The sequence below is a fragment of the Exiguobacterium sp. CH10 genome (assembly GCF_018617635.1).
In the GTDB taxonomy this organism is placed as follows: domain Bacteria; phylum Bacillota; class Bacilli; order Exiguobacteriales; family Exiguobacteriaceae; genus Exiguobacterium; species Exiguobacterium aestuarii_A.
Genome location: NZ_JACSKO010000001.1, coordinates 1,281,917 through 1,296,852 on the forward strand (window position 1 = coordinate 1,281,917; position 14,936 = coordinate 1,296,852).

Consider the following 14,936-nt stretch of genomic DNA (forward strand, 5'->3'; position numbering starts at 1 on the left):
TGAACATGCCATTTGATTATGATTTAAACTTCGATGAAATCGACTTTCGACAACAACCCGAACTGTACCGAGTCGGGCGTGGCGAACAAGGAGTACTACTCGTCGAACCGTATAAAAGTGAGATTTTGCCCCATTGGCGATTCAAGACGCCAGAGATTGCCAAGCAATCCGCTGAAGAAATCATGGAATTGTTTGAAGCGTATCGCGCAAACGATGATTTCGTCGGGATGGACATGGCCCGAAAGTTCATCCAAATGGGCTACACGCGGGCTCGACGCTACGCCAATTATAAAGGAGGACGTAAATATAAAGAAGATGGTGACATCCACGAGCGCGAAATCGACGAAGAGAAGGCAGAGTCTGCCCGCATCTTTAAAATGTATTGGGATCAACTCCGTGCCGATGAGGATTATTTACGACGTAAAAAGGCACATCAGAAACAATATGGTTAATCGCGCACCATCACTTGGAACGGAACCTCACTTCGCTCAAACGATGTGATGGTATGAAATCCAAGCGTTTCATATAGGTGAATCGCACGCTCGTTGAAAGAGGCGACAGTCAGACGGAGCGGTCCCCCCCGTTCCGCCGCTCTCTCCATGACGTATGTCACAAACGATTTTCCATATCCTTTTCCCGTCAAATCAGGTCGCATCCCAAACCCAATGTCCGTAAAGTCTGACGAATACGGATATGTCGAATTTGGCACTTGTGCAACAGCACCGATGCAATAAAATCCAATCAGCTCATGATCTTCTAACATCGCCTGATATGTCATCAACTCGTCAATTCCCTCTTCAGAAGGCGACTGATTATAAAAGTCATAAGGAGCTCCGTACGTCCATTCTTGAATTTGACCTGCCCATTCAAGCGTCATCGGTCGGTGATACATTCGTCTTCCCTCCGAACTCTTTTCACGATTTCTATGTAAAAAAGATGAGGTCGCCCTCATCCTTATTTTCGAGTCCATTCTGCCGTCATCGCCACGTCTGCTGCATGCATCAGATTATGAATCGGACATCGTGCCTCGACAGCTTTTCGTAATTTGTCAATCCGTTCATCCGACTCGGTCGTGTCTAGTACGATTTTCATATGAGTCGACTCAAAATAAGTTCGGACACCTTCCATCCCTTGGAATCCTCGTGGATCGAGAGTTCCTTCTGTCACGAACTCGACCCCTTCGTAATCAAAGTTCAAGTCTTGAGCGGCATACGCAATCATAATGGTCGTACAGGATGACTGGGCACCGAGAAGATACTCGAGTGGGTTCGGACCTTTATTCGTTCCACCGAGTCGTTCTGGCTCATCTACGATGAATGGGGTGTGCTCGCCTACACGTACAGTCGTCTTAACGCCTCCCGCTTCTCCTTCGGCGCGCATCGTCACTAACGGTCTTTCTGACATGTTGCATCCTCCTCTCCATAATCAAACATTTCTATGTTCCCTTTATTTCGGACCATGTAACGCCTCGTCATAAATCGCATAATCATTTTTTCCGTCCTGCTTGATTTGGTACATCGCTTGATCCGCTTTATGAATCAGCGTATCCAAGTCCGTCCCTTGGTCCGGCGCATGACTGACCCCGATACTTGCACGGATTGGAATCGTCACATCCGACGTTCTATATGGATTCTGATTCAACGTCATCTGAAGTTCGTGAATAAATGCGAGTACTTCCGATTCCGTCAGGTCGACTAAGTAGATATAAAACTCATCGCCTCCGACACGAGAGGCCAAGCCTACTTCTCGCGTCGACGCTTCCAACAATCCACCCAAATGAGTCAAGAAGTGATCTCCAATCTGGTGACCGTACGTATCGTTGACCGCTTTAAAACCGTCCAAATCAATAATCAATAAAGACAGCCTTGTGGAACTTAGCAACACATGGTCTGCTCGTTCATAAAACGCACGTCGGTTGGCCAACTTCGTCAGTGGATCATGATAGGCAAAGAAACGGATTGTTTGCTCGGCTTCTTTGAACGAATGGACGTCCCGAATGATAATCATCCCATGAATCGTTCGGTCGATATCAACAAAGTCCCCATCAATGACGACATATCGCTCTTGCCCGGATTTCGTCATAATCTTCGTCTCGAATTCTAAAAACTTCTTTCGTGTCCGCACATGTTGATGATAATGTTCCATCCACTCCGCCTTTTTCTTTTCAGGTAATAAATCGACAAAGCGTTCATTCACGACACGGACCGTATGAAAGAGTGTGCGCGCTGCTGGATTCGCACTTTCCACTTTTCCATCGGGATCAATCAACAAGATGGCAGATGGATTCAAGTTATACAGTGTCCCGTATCGCTTCACATAAGAGGTCAAGAAATCCAAACGATTCATTGCAATGACGAGCGCCACTGCCCATACGAGTCCTCCATACATATAAGAGTACGGCGGAATGAACCCACGGAATTGAAAATAACCAAATACGATATCCCACACTAATATGACGATTGCCGTCCAAAATAACATGCGCAATACTCTCTCGTGTTCTTTGCGCTCCGTTCGTCGTAGCGCATAAAAAATAAGACAAATAATAAGGGAGTGGAAGATATTCCCTACAGTCAATGTAATCAAATACGAAGAATTGAATTCGGGATAAATCCAAATCCCCACCTGTTCAAACTGTTGACTGTTTGTAATATTCTCTCGTCGAAGATACGTCAACACGACTGGAATCAACGGTAAGTAAACGACCCATGGATACAGCCACTTCGGTGCCTTTGCGCCGACACCTGTAATATTTAATATGAAGTGTACGGAAAAAATAAAAATGAAGATTCCGGCATTCCCAAACCAATACGCAATCAGTGCCGGACTGTATTCAATCGGAGAAAGATGGCGGACAAATTCGGCCAAGAAGAGCATCGAATAACCGAACACAAACAGGCTCAGCAAACGATGCTCCACTTTATTCGGATTTCGTTGAAAGACATCGAGTGCTAAAAATCCGAGCAAAAATGACGGTAACAAATAGACCATCAGATAAATAAACATCTCGGTCATACGGAGCCTCCTCACCTGTTCGTATTCTTCTATTTCGTTATTCTGCGTTCTTTTCCCTCTTTAACGCGACAAAAAACGGGATGGTTCACATCCCGTTCTTGGTGTCACACACTTATAACGTTTCTTCGATTGGAGTATCTCCTTTAATCAAATCGATTGCTTTGTTCTGCGCGTTTGAATGGTTATGAAGGACATGCACCAAGAATGATGCCACGTCTTCGCGTGGAATCTCTCCACTTCCCTCGAATTGCGTGTTCACTTTGCCCGTTCCCGCATCATCTGTCAATGCACCCGGACGAACAATCGTGTATGTGAGTCCACTCTGTTCTAGTAAGCGATCGGCATGATGCTTCGCTACGTAGTACGGTTTCATCGAATCTGGCCAAGCTGAGCGATCCTCTGCTTTCAAGGCGCTGACCATAACGAAATGTTTGATGTTCCCATTCGCTTGTGCCGCTTCGATACTCTTCGCTGCACCATCTAGGTCGATCAAGAGTGTCTTGTCCGCTCCAGTGCTTCCACCAGAACCGGCTGCGAACACGATGACATCCATTCCGTCGATTGCTTTCTGTAAATCATCTACCGAGCCTTCGAGATCACCGAGTACGGCGTTGTATCCTTTTGACTTGAAGTCATTGAGTTGTTCTTCTTTACGCACCATCGCCGTGACGTGATGCTTTCCTTCATTGTGTAACTTTTCCACCAACTGATGGCCAATCTGGCCGTTTGCACCGATTACAAATACGTTCATCTGTCTTCCTCCTCAAGAATTAAATTCAGAGACAAGCGAAACGCCGGGTAGCTGTTGCTACATCCGGTGCAGAAGCAATGGCAGAGATGACGGCAACGCCGTCTGCCCCGTCAGAAAGGATTGAAGGAACATGCTCCGGAATAATACCTCCGATCCCCACAATCGGAAGCCGCGGATAGTGCTGACGAACTTGTTGAATCAGTTCCGTACCACGCACATGTCCCGCATCTAATTTGCTCTTCGTCGCATGAATCGGACCAATCCCGACATAATCTGCGAACGGAAGAGCCGCACTGACTTCCTCCATCGTATGGACGGAGACCCCTAACCATTTGTCAGGTCCCAATTGTTCACGAATCCATTCGGCAGGCAAATCGTCTTGTCCGACATGCACACCGTCCGCATCAATCGAGAGTGCCAAGTTCACATCGTCATTGATGATGAATGGAACATTCGCTTGTCGACATACACGTTGGAGCTCCTTCGCCATCGCTTCTTTTTCATCTCCATACAATGCATCTTTACCTTTTTCGCGAAATTGAAAACATGTCACACCACATCGAAGTGCCGTTTTGACTGTTGCCACCAAATCAGATGTATCCGTCGTCCCACACACAAAATAAAGACGAAGTTGCTTAGCGAGTGCTTGTTTCGTACATGACGTCAACGGTAATCACCTCTTCTTTCGCTAAACGATGTCCCCAATGATTCGTCGGTCCATGTCCCTGTCCAATCGATAATCCATGCGTAATCGCTTGATGGATAAATTGTTTCGCATCTACGACGGCTTGACGAAGTGTCTTCCCATATGCCAGCTCAGCCGTCAAGGCTGCAGAGAACGTACATCCCGTTCCATGTGTGTCTTTCGTCTCGATGCGGGGTGCTCTCACTTGAAACGCTTCAGATTCGGACACAATCAAATCGACGGCCTCCACACCTTCCATATGTCCACCTTTGATGATGACGACATCGACGCCGAGTTCCCGAATCGATTGAGCGGCCTTCATTCGGTCTGACTCGGTCCGAATCTCGATTCCGGCTAACACTTCCGCCTCAGGAATATTAGGTGTCACGACCGTCGCATATGGTAACAATTTCGTACGAAGTGCCTCGATCGCACTATCTTGCAACAAAGAAGCGCCTCCTTTCGCCACCATGACAGGATCGACGACCACGTGTTGGAAACGATGACGTTCAAGTGCTGTTGCTACCGTCTCAATGCGCTCCGCATCCACCAACATGCCTGTCTTACATGCCGTAATCTGAAAATCGTTTGCCACCGCATCGAGTTGCTTCGTAATCATTTCCACGGAAGTCGTTTCAATCCCATGCACGCCGAGTGTATTCTGGGCTGTGATGGCGGTAAGTACACTTGTCCCGAATACACCGAGCTCTTGAAATGTTTTTAAATCGGCTTGAATACCAGCTCCGCCCCCTGAATCAGACCCTGCAATCGTCAATACTTGCGGTCTCATGATGTCGACACCTCGATTCGATTCGTCGGGATTGTATATTGTGTCAATTGATGGAGGGCATTTAAAAAATGAATCGGAAAATCTCCCGGTCCTTCTGCCCGTTCGCTCGCCAACTCCCCGCAATAGGAATATCCCGACACGGCTGTCACCGTCGCCTTGAGCGCATTCTTTTCGACTGCTAGACATGCCCCGACGACCGCACTAAGTAAGCATCCCGTACCGGTCGTCTCAGTCATCCGTTTTGTCCCACCGCGTACTTCCATGACAACACTCCCGTCGCTGACCACGTCTTCTTTTCCAGTTACGGCTACGACGCACCCGTATCGTTTCGCTGCTTCAAGCGCCAATTGTCGCGGTTCGCATGCTCCGTCACCCGCATCGACACCTCGCGCTACCCAATCGACACCTATCAATGTCGCAATTTCTCCTGCATTTCCCCGAATGACCGTGACACGGACGTGACGCAAAATACGCTCGACGACATCCCGGCGGAATGACGTCGCCCCGACTCCAACCGGATCAAGTACAATCGGGCATCCCGCTTCGTTCGCCGCTTGTCCCGCACGAATCATCGTCGCCTCAGTCATCGTGCCGAGTGTCCCGATGTTTAACACGAGCGCATCGCTCACAAAGGTCATCTCTGCCACTTCTTCAATCGCGTCTGCCATGACGGGAGAGGCACCGATGGCGAGCAGTCCATTCGCCGAAAAATTGGCGACGACCGTGTTTGTGATGTTGTGGATCAACGGTTCCTGTTTTCGAATCTCACTCCAAATCTCATGTCTCATTGGTTGACCTCCTGTGACAACGTCCATGATTCGAGCGTCCATGCCATTTCCCAGAATGCGACTTCGTAGTAGCAACTCTTCAAGAAAAGTTTTGTGTAACGCACGCGTTCTTCTTCCGTTGCTTGTCCAGCCAATTCATCCAACCGATCAATCTGCTCTTCCACAAGCTCACGGAACCATTCCGAACCGTACGTCGCAATCCAAGCTGAATAAATCGGATGGTCGGGTCGTTTATCTTTTAAGCGTTCACCGATTTCGTAATACACCCAATAACACGGAAGGATTGACGCCAATACGTCACCGAGAGTCGGTCCTGCCTGTTGCATATGAAGCGCGTACGCGTAAGCGGTCGGTGCCGGTTCAAATGTCGCCAGTTCAACATCCGTCACGTTGAGCATCGTAAAGAACTCACGATGAAGTGAGAGTTCCGCCTCAATCGTGTGTAAGGCATGTGTCAAAAAGCGACTCGATAGTTCCATCGTCGGTGCGAGCGTCGCCCCTTTGGCCTGTACTTTCGAGAATTGATTCAAGTAATACGAATCTTGCATGACGTAATGTCTAAACTTTTTCTCATCGAGCGTTCCTTCTCCGAGTGAACGAACGAACGGATGATGAAAGCTTGCTTCAAACAATCCATCCGCTTCCTGACGTAAGTGATCTGTAAATTTCATAATAACTCCCCCTTATAACAGATAAAAAGACGCCGCCTCCCATAACGGAAGCGGCGTCTCGAACAGTCATATCTAGGTGAAGCCATATGAGTCGTCTCGCCCACTTCCCTACGCTAGCGTGAACTAGATCAGGTTCGAAGGGTCTGGACCTTGTCCATCTCAGCCGCGTGACGCGACTCCCCTAGTGGCAAACATTATGAAATTCAGTCGTCTTCGACCACATTCTATCAATCTTTTCATCAATTGCAAACCTTTTCCGATTCTGTTTTTCATTCTTCGCTTCGGGAATGGATAAATGAACTCATTTACATGAAAAGGATGTGTCCGGATTGAATACGATTTTATTAACCATTGCATTACTCTTCATCAGTTTGAACGTGTTTTGGTTTTTCAAACGTCAAACGTACAAGCAAACAGGATTTGACGGGAGATTGTTCGCTCAGTTGTTCGTTAGCCTATTTGGTGTCATGTTAGGATTCACATTGATTTATTATGCTTTGTCTCGTGATTCAGTCATTCTTGTGACTTCACTCGAATCCATGAATGCCGTTGAACCGACTTGGGAAAACCTCCTGTATTTCAGCGGGGTCACTTTATTATCAATCGGATTTGGTGATTTGTTGCCGATTGGTTTGACCCGATTATTCGCCATCATCGAAGGCGCCATCGGCATTTTGTTACCGAGTGCCTTCTTCATCAAATCGATGTATCAAAAAGACAAGTGAATATGTCCTAGCGCCCCGTGATGAGTAAGAACATATTAAATGCGACGAGACCGAGTGGTAGCATCGCGACCAAAATAATCGGCCATTTTTTTAAGCGAATGCCGACAAAGAGGACAAGACTTCCGACTAGAAGAGCAATAAATGTCGTATATGGATTCATGAAAAAACGCTCCTTTCTCTATAAGGAGCGTTTCCCGGCTCACGGCCTCATTAATCGTTCGAATGTCGAAGTGTTGCACATGCGGCACGGACGCGTCTGGCTTCTTCTTCCCGGAACACGAACTCACCTTGTTCCGCGACACGCTGTGCACAAAAGAAGAAGAGTGATTGCAGGCGATCATGCGTGTCTTCAATCGCGCTCAGCTCAGCCGAGGCATACGTCGCCGTGAGCATCTCCCACAATTCTTCTGGCAAGTGGTCGCGCATCCCGTCGCCCGACTTCCCGAGATTCGCAGAAAAGTCTGTTGCATAGCCGATGTTCCATTCCATCATCTGACGAAGCATATTTCGCATGATGTCGAGATGATCGAGCGCGTATAACACCTGGTGTCGTTTGATTCCTTTGACAACATAGAGTGACACCCACCAAAATTCATTCCAACAAGCCGCATACTCATCAACAGATGGACGTGTCACACGGTATGTGTTGTCTGACGGTGTCACACTTGGATGATGGTCTCGGTCAAACACGATCTGACTGAGCGAATCGGCTTTGAGCATCTCTTCAAGCTGCTCAGTGCTTCGAATCGTCAAATCAATACGGTGTCCGTCTACATATTGCACCAAAAATGCCACATGTCGTTCGGGATCAGACGTTTCAGGTGTCTGCATGATCAAGACTTCTCCAAACATGTCGATCCATGAGCGATCGGTCGCAACCACTTGTACATCTTCCACATAAAAAGTGAGGTCGACATCTTGGTATGGGTCTGGTCGGACGTTCGGATTGACGAGCGAACCGTTCAAAACGACCGTTCGGATGTGTTCACGTTCTTTCGCAAACGCAATCAACTGTTCAATAATTTGTTCCGGTTTCATTCTATAATCGCCCCCAATGAGCGTGCGACTTGAACCGCCTGCATCGCGTCTAGTTTTGTTTGTTGTAACGTCACGTTCGAAAAATCAACCCCATCGACAAGTGCTCCTCTGAAGTCGGCACCACGGCATACCGCATGTTGAAGTGTCGCCCGTGACAAGTCCGCCTGATACCAAACCGTTTCGGTCAAATCGGTACCATACAGGTCCGCCTCGACCAAACGAACATGGGACCAATCCATTTTCTTGAGCGACACGTGACGAAGGTTGACGAATGACCAGTCACCTTCTGTTACACGGACGCCCTCAAACTGACTCTCCTCAAAGGAAGACCCCGTCATTTTACATTGCTCAAACTCACTCGTGAACAAATTGGCACCATGGAACTGACAATTTAAAAATGAGCTGCCGACATGACGGGACGCATTCCATTTCGAATCGGTGAAATCACAGTTGATGAACTGACAGCGCTCCGTTTGTAGCTCCGTCGCATCGACATATGTGAAGCGACAGTTCTCGAACGTGACATGTGACAGCTCTTCGTCACGAAATGTCACGTCGCGGAAATCTTCATCTCGATATTGCGTATGTGGTTGAAACATAAGATTCCTCCTTCAGGTATACTAGAACAGATTACAAAGATTGGAAGTGATATAGATGGACCTCGTATTTCCGACTGAACAAGGCGTTTTCAATTACCGCGTTGCCGGTATTTTTGTGAAAGACGGACACGTATTGATTCACCGAAACGTCCGAGATAATTTTTGGGCACTGCCTGGTGGTCGCGTGACCCTCGGTGAAGAAGCCGCAACCGCCCTCATACGCGAGCTACATGAAGAATTGGATATGCACGTGACCGATACCGCGTTCGCCTTCGTTCACGAGAACTTATTTACCTACAACGACCAACCGTTTCATGAGATTGGATTGTACTTTTATGTAGACGGTGACCTCCCGCTCCAAGACGGAGACTTTTATGGACCTGAAGGAGACCACCTCATCTATCGTTGGCAAAAACTTGACCGTCTTCGAGACGTTACACTCTATCCAGAAGTACTCGCGCAACTGCCGAATCGTTTGCCGTCTCATTCACTAAATCCGAGAACTTAGAGAAGAGATTTCAACTCGTTTAAATGTCGAATCTCGTACGTCGACTCCATCGTCGCAGCCACTTCATTCGGATTGAACCAACATGTATCTAGGCCGTACATCCGCCCGCCTGCGATGTCTGCCGTGACTGAGTCGCCAATGATTAAACCTTTCTCTGGCTTTACGTTCGGAATTCGATCAAAGACGTAGTCAAAGAACGGTTTCATCGGTTTTTGCGATCCGGTCGCATCCGATACGAAGACGTCTTGGAAGTACGGCAATAGTCCCGATGACTCTAACCGCTTGAATTGCGTCTCCGTCACACCGTTTGTGACGATATAGAGCGGATAGTCCGCGCTCAGCGCTTGGATAATCTCTAACGCACCGTCGATCATGTGTACGCCTGCATGTAAGTAGTCTCGATACTGCTGTTCGACCTGCGGACCGTCGACCGTGAGTCCGAGCGAATCGAACAGTTTCGTGTGACGACCGACGAGTACTTCTTCACGGTCTACTTCGCCGCGCTCAAATGCGCGCCATAGGCCGCTATTAATGTCGACATACCGCGCCTTCACTTCATCCGTCATCCGGACATTGTAGGATGCGAGTAATTGTTCCAAGGCGACGTGCTCACTTTGTTTAAAATCTAATAACGTATCATCAATATCAAATAAAATCGCTTCATAACGTTTCATATTTCTTTCTAACCCCTCTCTTCGTCTTAACTGTACAGGAAGTATTCAGGAACTTCAAAAGAGTGGCGACGGATGAACCTAAACTTGAGTTCTAGTAATGATATGTTTCTACTCTTGCTAACAGACCTCTCCGCTTCCCTCATCTGTCCCAAACGTCATGCTTCAAACCTAATCACTCGACCGATTAAGATGTTTATTTTTATAAAATAAGTGAATACTTCCTATGGTGAAGAAAAACAAAGGAGTGTTCTACATGCATACAGATTTTACGAAAATGTACATCAATGGTGAGTGGGTAAGCGGATCAAGTGAGAAGTCGATCGACAACGTCAATCCCTTCTCGAACGAGACACTGTTCTCGATTCAGTCAGCGGATGAAGATGACTTGAATCGTGCTTATGAAGCAGCCAAAACGTCTCAGACGGACTGGGCTGACATGCTTCCGCAAGCACGACGGGAATTGATCGAGAAGTTTGCCCAGGTGACGATGGACAACAAGGAACTCATCGTCGATTGGCTCGTGAAAGAGTCTGGCAGTACACGAATCAAGGCAGAAGGCGAATTTGCCGCATCGATGGCTATCATCAAAGAAGCTGCGACATTCCCATTCCGTATGGACGGACTCATCAAACCTTCGGTCGTGCCGAACAAAGAGAACCGGGTTTATCGTAAACCACTCGGGGTCATCGGAATCATCAGTCCTTGGAATTTCCCGTTCCATTTGGCTGTTCGTTCAATCGTGACGGCTCTCGCGACCGGGAATGCGGTCGTCGTCAAACCAGCTACAGCGACACCGGTCACAGGTGGTCTTCTGTTCGCATCGCTCTTTGAAGAAGCGGGACTTCCAAAAGGCGTACTTAATGTCGTCGTCGGACGAGGGTCCGAAATCGGCGATGCGATTGTTGAACATCCGATTCCGCGTCTCATCTCGTTCACAGGTTCGACCGAGGTCGGTCAAGGAATCGCAGAGAAAGCCGGTCGTCTATTGAAAAAGACGGCTCTTGAACTCGGTGGGAATAACGTGTTTGTCGTGCTCGATGATGCTGACCTCGACCGTGCCGTCGAATCTGCGGTATACAGCAAGTTCTACCATCAAGGGCAAATTTGTATGTCGACGAACCGAATCCTCGTCGCTGAATCGATTCATGACGAGTTCGTGGAACGTTACGTCGAGCGTGTTAAACAGTTAAAAGCGGGTGACCCAAACGAAAAAGACACGCAAGTCGGTCCGCTCATCGATCACAATCAAATCGATCGTATCTTAGAGCAAATCGAGAAAACCGTCGATGCAGGTGCGACCGTCCATACTGGCGGGACAGCCGACGGCAACGTTCTCGAACCGACCGTCCTCAGTGGCGTCACGAATGACATGCCACTCGCGAAAAATGAAATCTTCGGACCGGTTGCGGTCATCCTTTCGTTTAAAGATGACGAAGAGGCACTCCGTCTCTCGAATGAATTGCCGTATGGATTAAGCGGTGCCGTCCACGGTTCAGTTTACCGTGCGACTAATTTCGCACGAAAAGTCGAAACCGGCATGATTCACGTTAACGACCAGTCGGTCAACGATGAACCGCACATGCCGTTCGGAGGCGAGAAAAACTCTGGTCTCGGACGTTTCAACGGCGAATGGGTACTCGAGGAGTTCACGACGCTCCAATGGGTATCCGTCATGCATGAACGTCGCGAGTATAAACCATTCTTCTCATAAGACGATCCATACAAAAAACCAGGCTGATCAGCCTGGTTTTTTGTATGGACTCTATACTCCACGATTTCACGAAGTCGATTTCGGCTTCTCAATGACGACTTTTCCATGTTCATCTAAGAGAGGCGTCATTCCGCTCAATCCTAAGCCGCTAGTCATCAAATAGTGAACGCCTGTATAGCTATCCATGACAATTTTTATAATTCCACCACTCATATGCTGTTTTGACTTCAATACAAATCGTTGTCCCACGAAATGTCTTCCTCCTCTTTTTTGATTTAGAATGCCTTCATCATCATCTCATATCTACATAAGGCACATACTATTTTTTACCATTTGAATCATTCTAAGAATTCATTTACATCCTTGATATGTTCTTCAGTAATTTTAAAATATTCGTTACTTTCCATACCTTTTGAAAAAACGAACTCATTGTTGTCATTTTTCCAAAAGTTCACCATCAATTCCATCGTGGATTCCTCTGGGTTATTGATGGTCACTACATATTGAGGAAGCCCTTTTGGACGTTCGTTCGTGATTGAACTTGCTTCAATCATCGTTTTGAAGTCATCAATCTTTTCTTTATCTGTCACCGTGTTTTCAGAGTACACAATCGTTTGTGCATCAGTATAATTGCCAACAACGAGTTCTCGTTCTTGTGGACCACATCCCATTAATATAGATAACGAAATCACACTGAGGAAGATAATCATTTTCTTCAATAACATGTTCTCCCTCCTTTACACTTTGAATACGCTTACATGTTATCATAAGTCACAATTTACAAAAAAGACGAACCAAGGTGCATTTCACGCCTCAATTCGTCGACAGTCTGGCTTTAAGCTAAATTTTCTTCACAAACTCTGACTTCAGTTTCATCGCACCAAGACCCTCGATTTTACAATCGATGTCATGGTCGCCGTCCACAAGGCGAATCCCCTTTACTTTCGTTCCTTGTTTGACGACAAGCGATGTACCTTTCACTTTCAAATCCTTGATGACAGTGACAGTATCTCCATCTTGAAGTGGATTTCCGTTCACGTCTTTGATTTGGGACGCTGCTTCCGCTTCGGCAGCCTCGCTCGGTGACCACTCATAGGCGCATTCCGGGCAGACGAGCAGTGGACCGTCCTCATATACATAAGACGATTGGCATTTTGGACAATTCGGGTACTCGTTCATATGTTTTCCTCCATTCGATTCACTCGTTTCAGTATATCGTATGGAGAGACTTCCTTTCTAGACTGTTCACCCTTCCGAAGGTGATGCAGGACCTTCTAAATCTAGTTGATAAAACGATAAATCGAGCCATTTTCCGAATTTATACCCGGCATTTCGAATCGTTCCTGAATGTACGAATCCAACTTTTTCGTGGGCACGGATGCTCGTCACGTTCGACGCATCAATTCCACCAATCACAGTCTTCATCCCTCTCGTTCTCGCAATACGGATGATTTCCTTTAGTAGTTTGTTGCCAATTCCTTTCCCGCGATAGCCAGGGTGTACGTACACGGAATGCTCGACCGTGTAGTGATATGCCGGCCACGGGCGGAATGGCCCAAACGTCGCAAACCCCATGACGACATCATCCTCGACCCACACGATGATCGGACAGTCTTGTTCTTTCTTCTCTTCATACCAGGCGACCCTGTTCTCGAGCGTTACCGGTTCATAATGATAGACGGCCGTGCTGTTCACGATTGCGTCATTATAAATATGTAAAATCATTTGAAGATCGTCTCGCCGACAGTTGCGAATCATACCAACACCTACTTCTCGTTTTTTTCATTATACGAATCCCCTCTTCAAAAGACACGAAAAAAGTGACCGGTCCCATCGACCAGTCACTCAGATTATGCTGCTAAGCGGTCACACATCGAAGCACATTCTGTACAGACGCGCGCACATTCCTGACAATGCGCGTGTTTATGTTTCCCACACTCTTGTGCACAGGCTTTACAGATGACCGCACACGCTCGAGCAAGTTCTGGGACAAATGCCGAATCACGCGTCATCGCCTCGGCGAGAAATGCACAGGCCGCGGCACATTCACGGTCGAGCCGGATACAATCAACCATCATCTGTACGTCTTTTTCCTCTAGACAGGATTCCAAGCAATAATTACATGTCTCCACGCATTCGTGGAGTGTTTCGAGTTCATTCGCATAGATTCGATGAGCCATTCGTCATTCCCCTTTCACTTCTCCTTTGGATTTGGACACGTTACCCTTGTTCCCTAATCGACAAAAGAAAAACGACCCAGATTAAGAATCCGGATCGTTCACGAATTTACGGTACAAATAAGCGATTCGATTAAGTAAGGTCTCATTATACTGTTTCGGCATGAAACGATAGCGATAGAGACGATACATTCGCTTCAAGTCTTCCCACTGATGATCGATTTGTTGTCCTTGTCTAAAACGTGCCAAATCAATTAAGAAAATCTGTCCGTTCGGTGTCAAAATAATGTTTCGCAAATGGACGTCCGATGGGGTCAATCCTAACAACCGTGCTTGGCGTAGCGCGTCATCTACCACCTCGATGTAAGATAGGTCGATCCAGATACCTTCTGTCAAACACTCAAACAGCGTCTTCCCTTCGATGTAATCCATGACTAAATAAGAGTCGCCCGCTTCATAACAAGTCGGAAAATAAGGAAGCCCTTTTAATTTTTCATAAATGGCCGCCTCTTCGATCGCGATTTGTTCGTATCCCGGAAAGAACACTTTAATGACGCGGTCCTTTTCTTTTAAACGAAACACGGCTGCACTGCGTCCAATTCCGTGTAACTGAAGCTCCGGGTGCATCGCCATTACTTGAAACGAGTCGCCCACCCGCTCGAAGGTGACGTCCGCATATGGTTTATAGTCACTCATCTGTCACGCCTCTTTCCTGTTTCTCTTCTTTATCATCATAGCGTATACAAGCTCATTTGACGCTAAAACTGCTCGAGGGGGTTGACAAGTGACGCGCTTTCTTTGAAGACG

At 47.2% G+C, this 14,936-nt stretch carries 22 protein-coding genes and 1 riboswitch; of the genes, 4 read left to right on the forward strand and 18 right to left on the reverse strand.

Translation table 11 applies throughout. The annotated features are described in order from the left end of the window. Positions 1–5 precede the first annotated feature (5 nt). Positions 6–452, forward strand: a complete 447-nt coding sequence (locus KNP04_RS06410) for a DUF4385 domain-containing protein (RefSeq protein ID WP_214875082.1) — start codon at positions 6–8, stop codon at positions 450–452. Here KNP04_RS06410 and KNP04_RS06415 read toward each other — a convergent pair. The 8 genes from KNP04_RS06415 to tenA form a co-directional block, all read right to left on the reverse strand. Beyond that, positions 449–892: a GNAT family N-acetyltransferase gene (locus KNP04_RS06415; protein ID WP_214875083.1), complete on the reverse strand. Its 444-nt coding sequence runs from the start codon at positions 890–892 to the stop codon at positions 449–451. The genes KNP04_RS06410 and KNP04_RS06415 overlap by 4 nt on opposite strands. Before the next feature lie 62 nt (positions 893–954). Then, complete coding sequence (locus tag KNP04_RS06420) at positions 955–1,404, reverse strand: OsmC family protein (protein ID WP_214875084.1); 450 nt, start codon at positions 1,402–1,404, stop codon at positions 955–957. A 42-nt stretch (positions 1,405–1,446) separates the two neighbouring features. Further along, entirely contained in the window at positions 1,447–3,012 is a 1,566-nt protein-coding gene (locus KNP04_RS06425) for a sensor domain-containing diguanylate cyclase (RefSeq protein WP_214875085.1), read from the reverse strand. 112 nt (positions 3,013–3,124) lie between these two features. Next, positions 3,125–3,763: an SDR family oxidoreductase gene (locus KNP04_RS06430; protein WP_214875086.1), complete on the reverse strand. Its 639-nt coding sequence runs from the start codon at positions 3,761–3,763 to the stop codon at positions 3,125–3,127. Between the two features lie 25 nt (positions 3,764–3,788). Continuing rightward, on the reverse strand, positions 3,789–4,430 hold the full coding sequence (thiE, locus tag KNP04_RS06435; protein WP_214875087.1) for a thiamine phosphate synthase: 642 nt from the start codon (positions 4,428–4,430) through the stop codon (positions 3,789–3,791). Beyond that, the gene (gene thiD / locus KNP04_RS06440) at positions 4,399–5,238 is read right to left on the reverse strand and encodes a bifunctional hydroxymethylpyrimidine kinase/phosphomethylpyrimidine kinase (RefSeq protein ID WP_214875088.1); all 840 of its coding nucleotides are present in this window, start codon (positions 5,236–5,238) and stop codon (positions 4,399–4,401) included. Before thiD ends, thiE begins: the two co-directional genes overlap by 32 nt. Beyond that, the gene (gene thiM / locus KNP04_RS06445; RefSeq protein ID WP_214875089.1) at positions 5,235–6,026 is read right to left on the reverse strand and encodes a hydroxyethylthiazole kinase; all 792 of its coding nucleotides are present in this window, start codon (positions 6,024–6,026) and stop codon (positions 5,235–5,237) included. The genes thiD and thiM overlap by 4 nt, the downstream gene beginning before the upstream one ends. Further along, on the reverse strand, positions 6,023–6,697 hold the full coding sequence (tenA, locus tag KNP04_RS06450; protein ID WP_031421962.1) for a thiaminase II: 675 nt from the start codon (positions 6,695–6,697) through the stop codon (positions 6,023–6,025). Before tenA ends, thiM begins: the two co-directional genes overlap by 4 nt. Before the next feature lie 88 nt (positions 6,698–6,785). Continuing rightward, positions 6,786–6,890: riboswitch (TPP riboswitch) on the reverse strand. A gap of 127 nt (positions 6,891–7,017) precedes the next feature. Here tenA and KNP04_RS06455 point away from each other — a divergent pair. Then, the gene (locus KNP04_RS06455) at positions 7,018–7,422 is read left to right on the forward strand and encodes an ion channel (RefSeq protein WP_243834781.1); all 405 of its coding nucleotides are present in this window, start codon (positions 7,018–7,020) and stop codon (positions 7,420–7,422) included. Positions 7,423–7,429: 7 nt separating this feature from the next. Here the strand turns inward: KNP04_RS06455 and KNP04_RS06460 are convergent, their stop codons facing one another. Genes KNP04_RS06460 through KNP04_RS06470 form a run of 3 tightly spaced genes read right to left on the reverse strand, consistent with a single transcriptional unit; the run spans position 7,430 to position 9,059 of the window. Next, complete coding sequence (locus tag KNP04_RS06460) at positions 7,430–7,582, reverse strand: hypothetical protein (RefSeq protein WP_012727577.1); 153 nt, start codon at positions 7,580–7,582, stop codon at positions 7,430–7,432. A gap of 50 nt (positions 7,583–7,632) precedes the next feature. Beyond that, positions 7,633–8,460 carry an aminoglycoside 6-adenylyltransferase gene (locus KNP04_RS06465; RefSeq protein ID WP_214875090.1) on the reverse strand — a complete coding sequence of 276 codons (828 nt, stop codon included), beginning with the start codon at positions 8,458–8,460 and terminating at the stop codon, positions 7,633–7,635. After that, positions 8,457–9,059 (reverse strand): pentapeptide repeat-containing protein, encoded by a 603-nt coding sequence (locus KNP04_RS06470; RefSeq protein WP_214875091.1) that lies wholly within the window; start codon positions 9,057–9,059, stop codon positions 8,457–8,459. The genes KNP04_RS06465 and KNP04_RS06470 overlap by 4 nt, the downstream gene beginning before the upstream one ends. 55 nt (positions 9,060–9,114) lie before the next feature. On the opposite strand from KNP04_RS06470, the gene KNP04_RS06475 reads away from it, so the two are divergent. Further along, the gene (locus KNP04_RS06475; RefSeq protein ID WP_214875092.1) at positions 9,115–9,567 is read left to right on the forward strand and encodes an NUDIX hydrolase; all 453 of its coding nucleotides are present in this window, start codon (positions 9,115–9,117) and stop codon (positions 9,565–9,567) included. Here KNP04_RS06475 and KNP04_RS06480 read toward each other — a convergent pair. Next, positions 9,564–10,241, reverse strand: coding sequence for a YjjG family noncanonical pyrimidine nucleotidase (locus tag KNP04_RS06480; protein WP_214875093.1), 678 nt, complete (start codon positions 10,239–10,241; stop codon positions 9,564–9,566). The two genes, KNP04_RS06475 and KNP04_RS06480, sit on opposite strands and share 4 nt — an antisense overlap. Before the next feature lie 253 nt (positions 10,242–10,494). Between KNP04_RS06480 and KNP04_RS06485 the strand changes: the two genes are divergently transcribed. Further along, on the forward strand, positions 10,495–11,952 hold the full coding sequence (locus tag KNP04_RS06485) for an aldehyde dehydrogenase family protein (protein WP_214875094.1): 1,458 nt from the start codon (positions 10,495–10,497) through the stop codon (positions 11,950–11,952). Positions 11,953–12,018: 66 nt separating this feature from the next. Here KNP04_RS06485 and KNP04_RS06490 read toward each other — a convergent pair whose 3' ends face one another. The 6 genes from KNP04_RS06490 to KNP04_RS06515 all read right to left on the reverse strand — a co-directional run bounded on the left by KNP04_RS06490 (position 12,019) and on the right by KNP04_RS06515 (position 14,825). Next, positions 12,019–12,201, reverse strand: a complete 183-nt coding sequence (locus KNP04_RS06490) for a DUF6440 family protein (RefSeq protein WP_214875095.1) — start codon at positions 12,199–12,201, stop codon at positions 12,019–12,021. A gap of 89 nt (positions 12,202–12,290) precedes the next feature. After that, on the reverse strand, positions 12,291–12,677 hold the full coding sequence (locus tag KNP04_RS06495; protein WP_214875096.1) for a hypothetical protein: 387 nt from the start codon (positions 12,675–12,677) through the stop codon (positions 12,291–12,293). Between the two features lie 115 nt (positions 12,678–12,792). Next, complete coding sequence (locus KNP04_RS06500; protein ID WP_214785216.1) at positions 12,793–13,131, reverse strand: zinc ribbon domain-containing protein YjdM; 339 nt, start codon at positions 13,129–13,131, stop codon at positions 12,793–12,795. A gap of 66 nt (positions 13,132–13,197) precedes the next feature. After that, positions 13,198–13,710 carry a GNAT family N-acetyltransferase gene (locus KNP04_RS06505; protein ID WP_214875097.1) on the reverse strand — a complete coding sequence of 171 codons (513 nt, stop codon included), beginning with the start codon at positions 13,708–13,710 and terminating at the stop codon, positions 13,198–13,200. Positions 13,711–13,802: 92 nt separating this feature from the next. Further along, entirely contained in the window at positions 13,803–14,132 is a 330-nt protein-coding gene (locus KNP04_RS06510) for a four-helix bundle copper-binding protein (RefSeq protein ID WP_214785108.1), read from the reverse strand. Between the two features lie 81 nt (positions 14,133–14,213). Next, positions 14,214–14,825, reverse strand: coding sequence for a protein kinase family protein (locus KNP04_RS06515; protein ID WP_214875098.1), 612 nt, complete (start codon positions 14,823–14,825; stop codon positions 14,214–14,216). Positions 14,826–14,936: the final 111 nt, after the last annotated feature.

Excerpts from the sequence above, each read along its gene's own strand:
- KNP04_RS06410 (WP_214875082.1), top strand. The coding sequence starts at position 6 with ATGCCATTTGATTATGATTTAAACTTCGATGAAATCGACTTTCGACAA.
- KNP04_RS06415 (WP_214875083.1), bottom strand. The coding sequence starts at position 892 with ATGTATCACCGACCGATGACGCTTGAATGGGCAGGTCAAATTCAAGAA.
- KNP04_RS06420 (WP_214875084.1), bottom strand. The coding sequence starts at position 1,404 with ATGTCAGAAAGACCGTTAGTGACGATGCGCGCCGAAGGAGAAGCGGGA.
- KNP04_RS06425 (WP_214875085.1), bottom strand. The coding sequence starts at position 3,012 with ATGACCGAGATGTTTATTTATCTGATGGTCTATTTGTTACCGTCATTT.
- KNP04_RS06430 (WP_214875086.1), bottom strand. The coding sequence starts at position 3,763 with ATGAACGTATTTGTAATCGGTGCAAACGGCCAGATTGGCCATCAGTTG.
- thiD (WP_214875088.1), bottom strand. The coding sequence starts at position 5,238 with ATGAGACCGCAAGTATTGACGATTGCAGGGTCTGATTCAGGGGGCGGA.
- thiM (WP_214875089.1), bottom strand. The coding sequence starts at position 6,026 with ATGAGACATGAGATTTGGAGTGAGATTCGAAAACAGGAACCGTTGATC.
- tenA (WP_031421962.1), bottom strand. The coding sequence starts at position 6,697 with ATGAAATTTACAGATCACTTACGTCAGGAAGCGGATGGATTGTTTGAA.
- KNP04_RS06460 (WP_012727577.1), bottom strand. The coding sequence starts at position 7,582 with ATGAATCCATATACGACATTTATTGCTCTTCTAGTCGGAAGTCTTGTC.
- KNP04_RS06465 (WP_214875090.1), bottom strand. The coding sequence starts at position 8,460 with ATGAAACCGGAACAAATTATTGAACAGTTGATTGCGTTTGCGAAAGAA.
- KNP04_RS06470 (WP_214875091.1), bottom strand. The coding sequence starts at position 9,059 with ATGTTTCAACCACATACGCAATATCGAGATGAAGATTTCCGCGACGTG.
- KNP04_RS06475 (WP_214875092.1), top strand. The coding sequence starts at position 9,115 with ATGGACCTCGTATTTCCGACTGAACAAGGCGTTTTCAATTACCGCGTT.
- KNP04_RS06480 (WP_214875093.1), bottom strand. The coding sequence starts at position 10,241 with ATGAAACGTTATGAAGCGATTTTATTTGATATTGATGATACGTTATTA.
- KNP04_RS06485 (WP_214875094.1), top strand. The coding sequence starts at position 10,495 with ATGCATACAGATTTTACGAAAATGTACATCAATGGTGAGTGGGTAAGC.
- KNP04_RS06495 (WP_214875096.1), bottom strand. The coding sequence starts at position 12,677 with ATGTTATTGAAGAAAATGATTATCTTCCTCAGTGTGATTTCGTTATCT.
- KNP04_RS06500 (WP_214785216.1), bottom strand. The coding sequence starts at position 13,131 with ATGAACGAGTACCCGAATTGTCCAAAATGCCAATCGTCTTATGTATAT.
- KNP04_RS06505 (WP_214875097.1), bottom strand. The coding sequence starts at position 13,710 with ATGATTCGCAACTGTCGGCGAGACGATCTTCAAATGATTTTACATATT.
- KNP04_RS06510 (WP_214785108.1), bottom strand. The coding sequence starts at position 14,132 with ATGGCTCATCGAATCTATGCGAATGAACTCGAAACACTCCACGAATGC.
- KNP04_RS06515 (WP_214875098.1), bottom strand. The coding sequence starts at position 14,825 with ATGAGTGACTATAAACCATATGCGGACGTCACCTTCGAGCGGGTGGGC.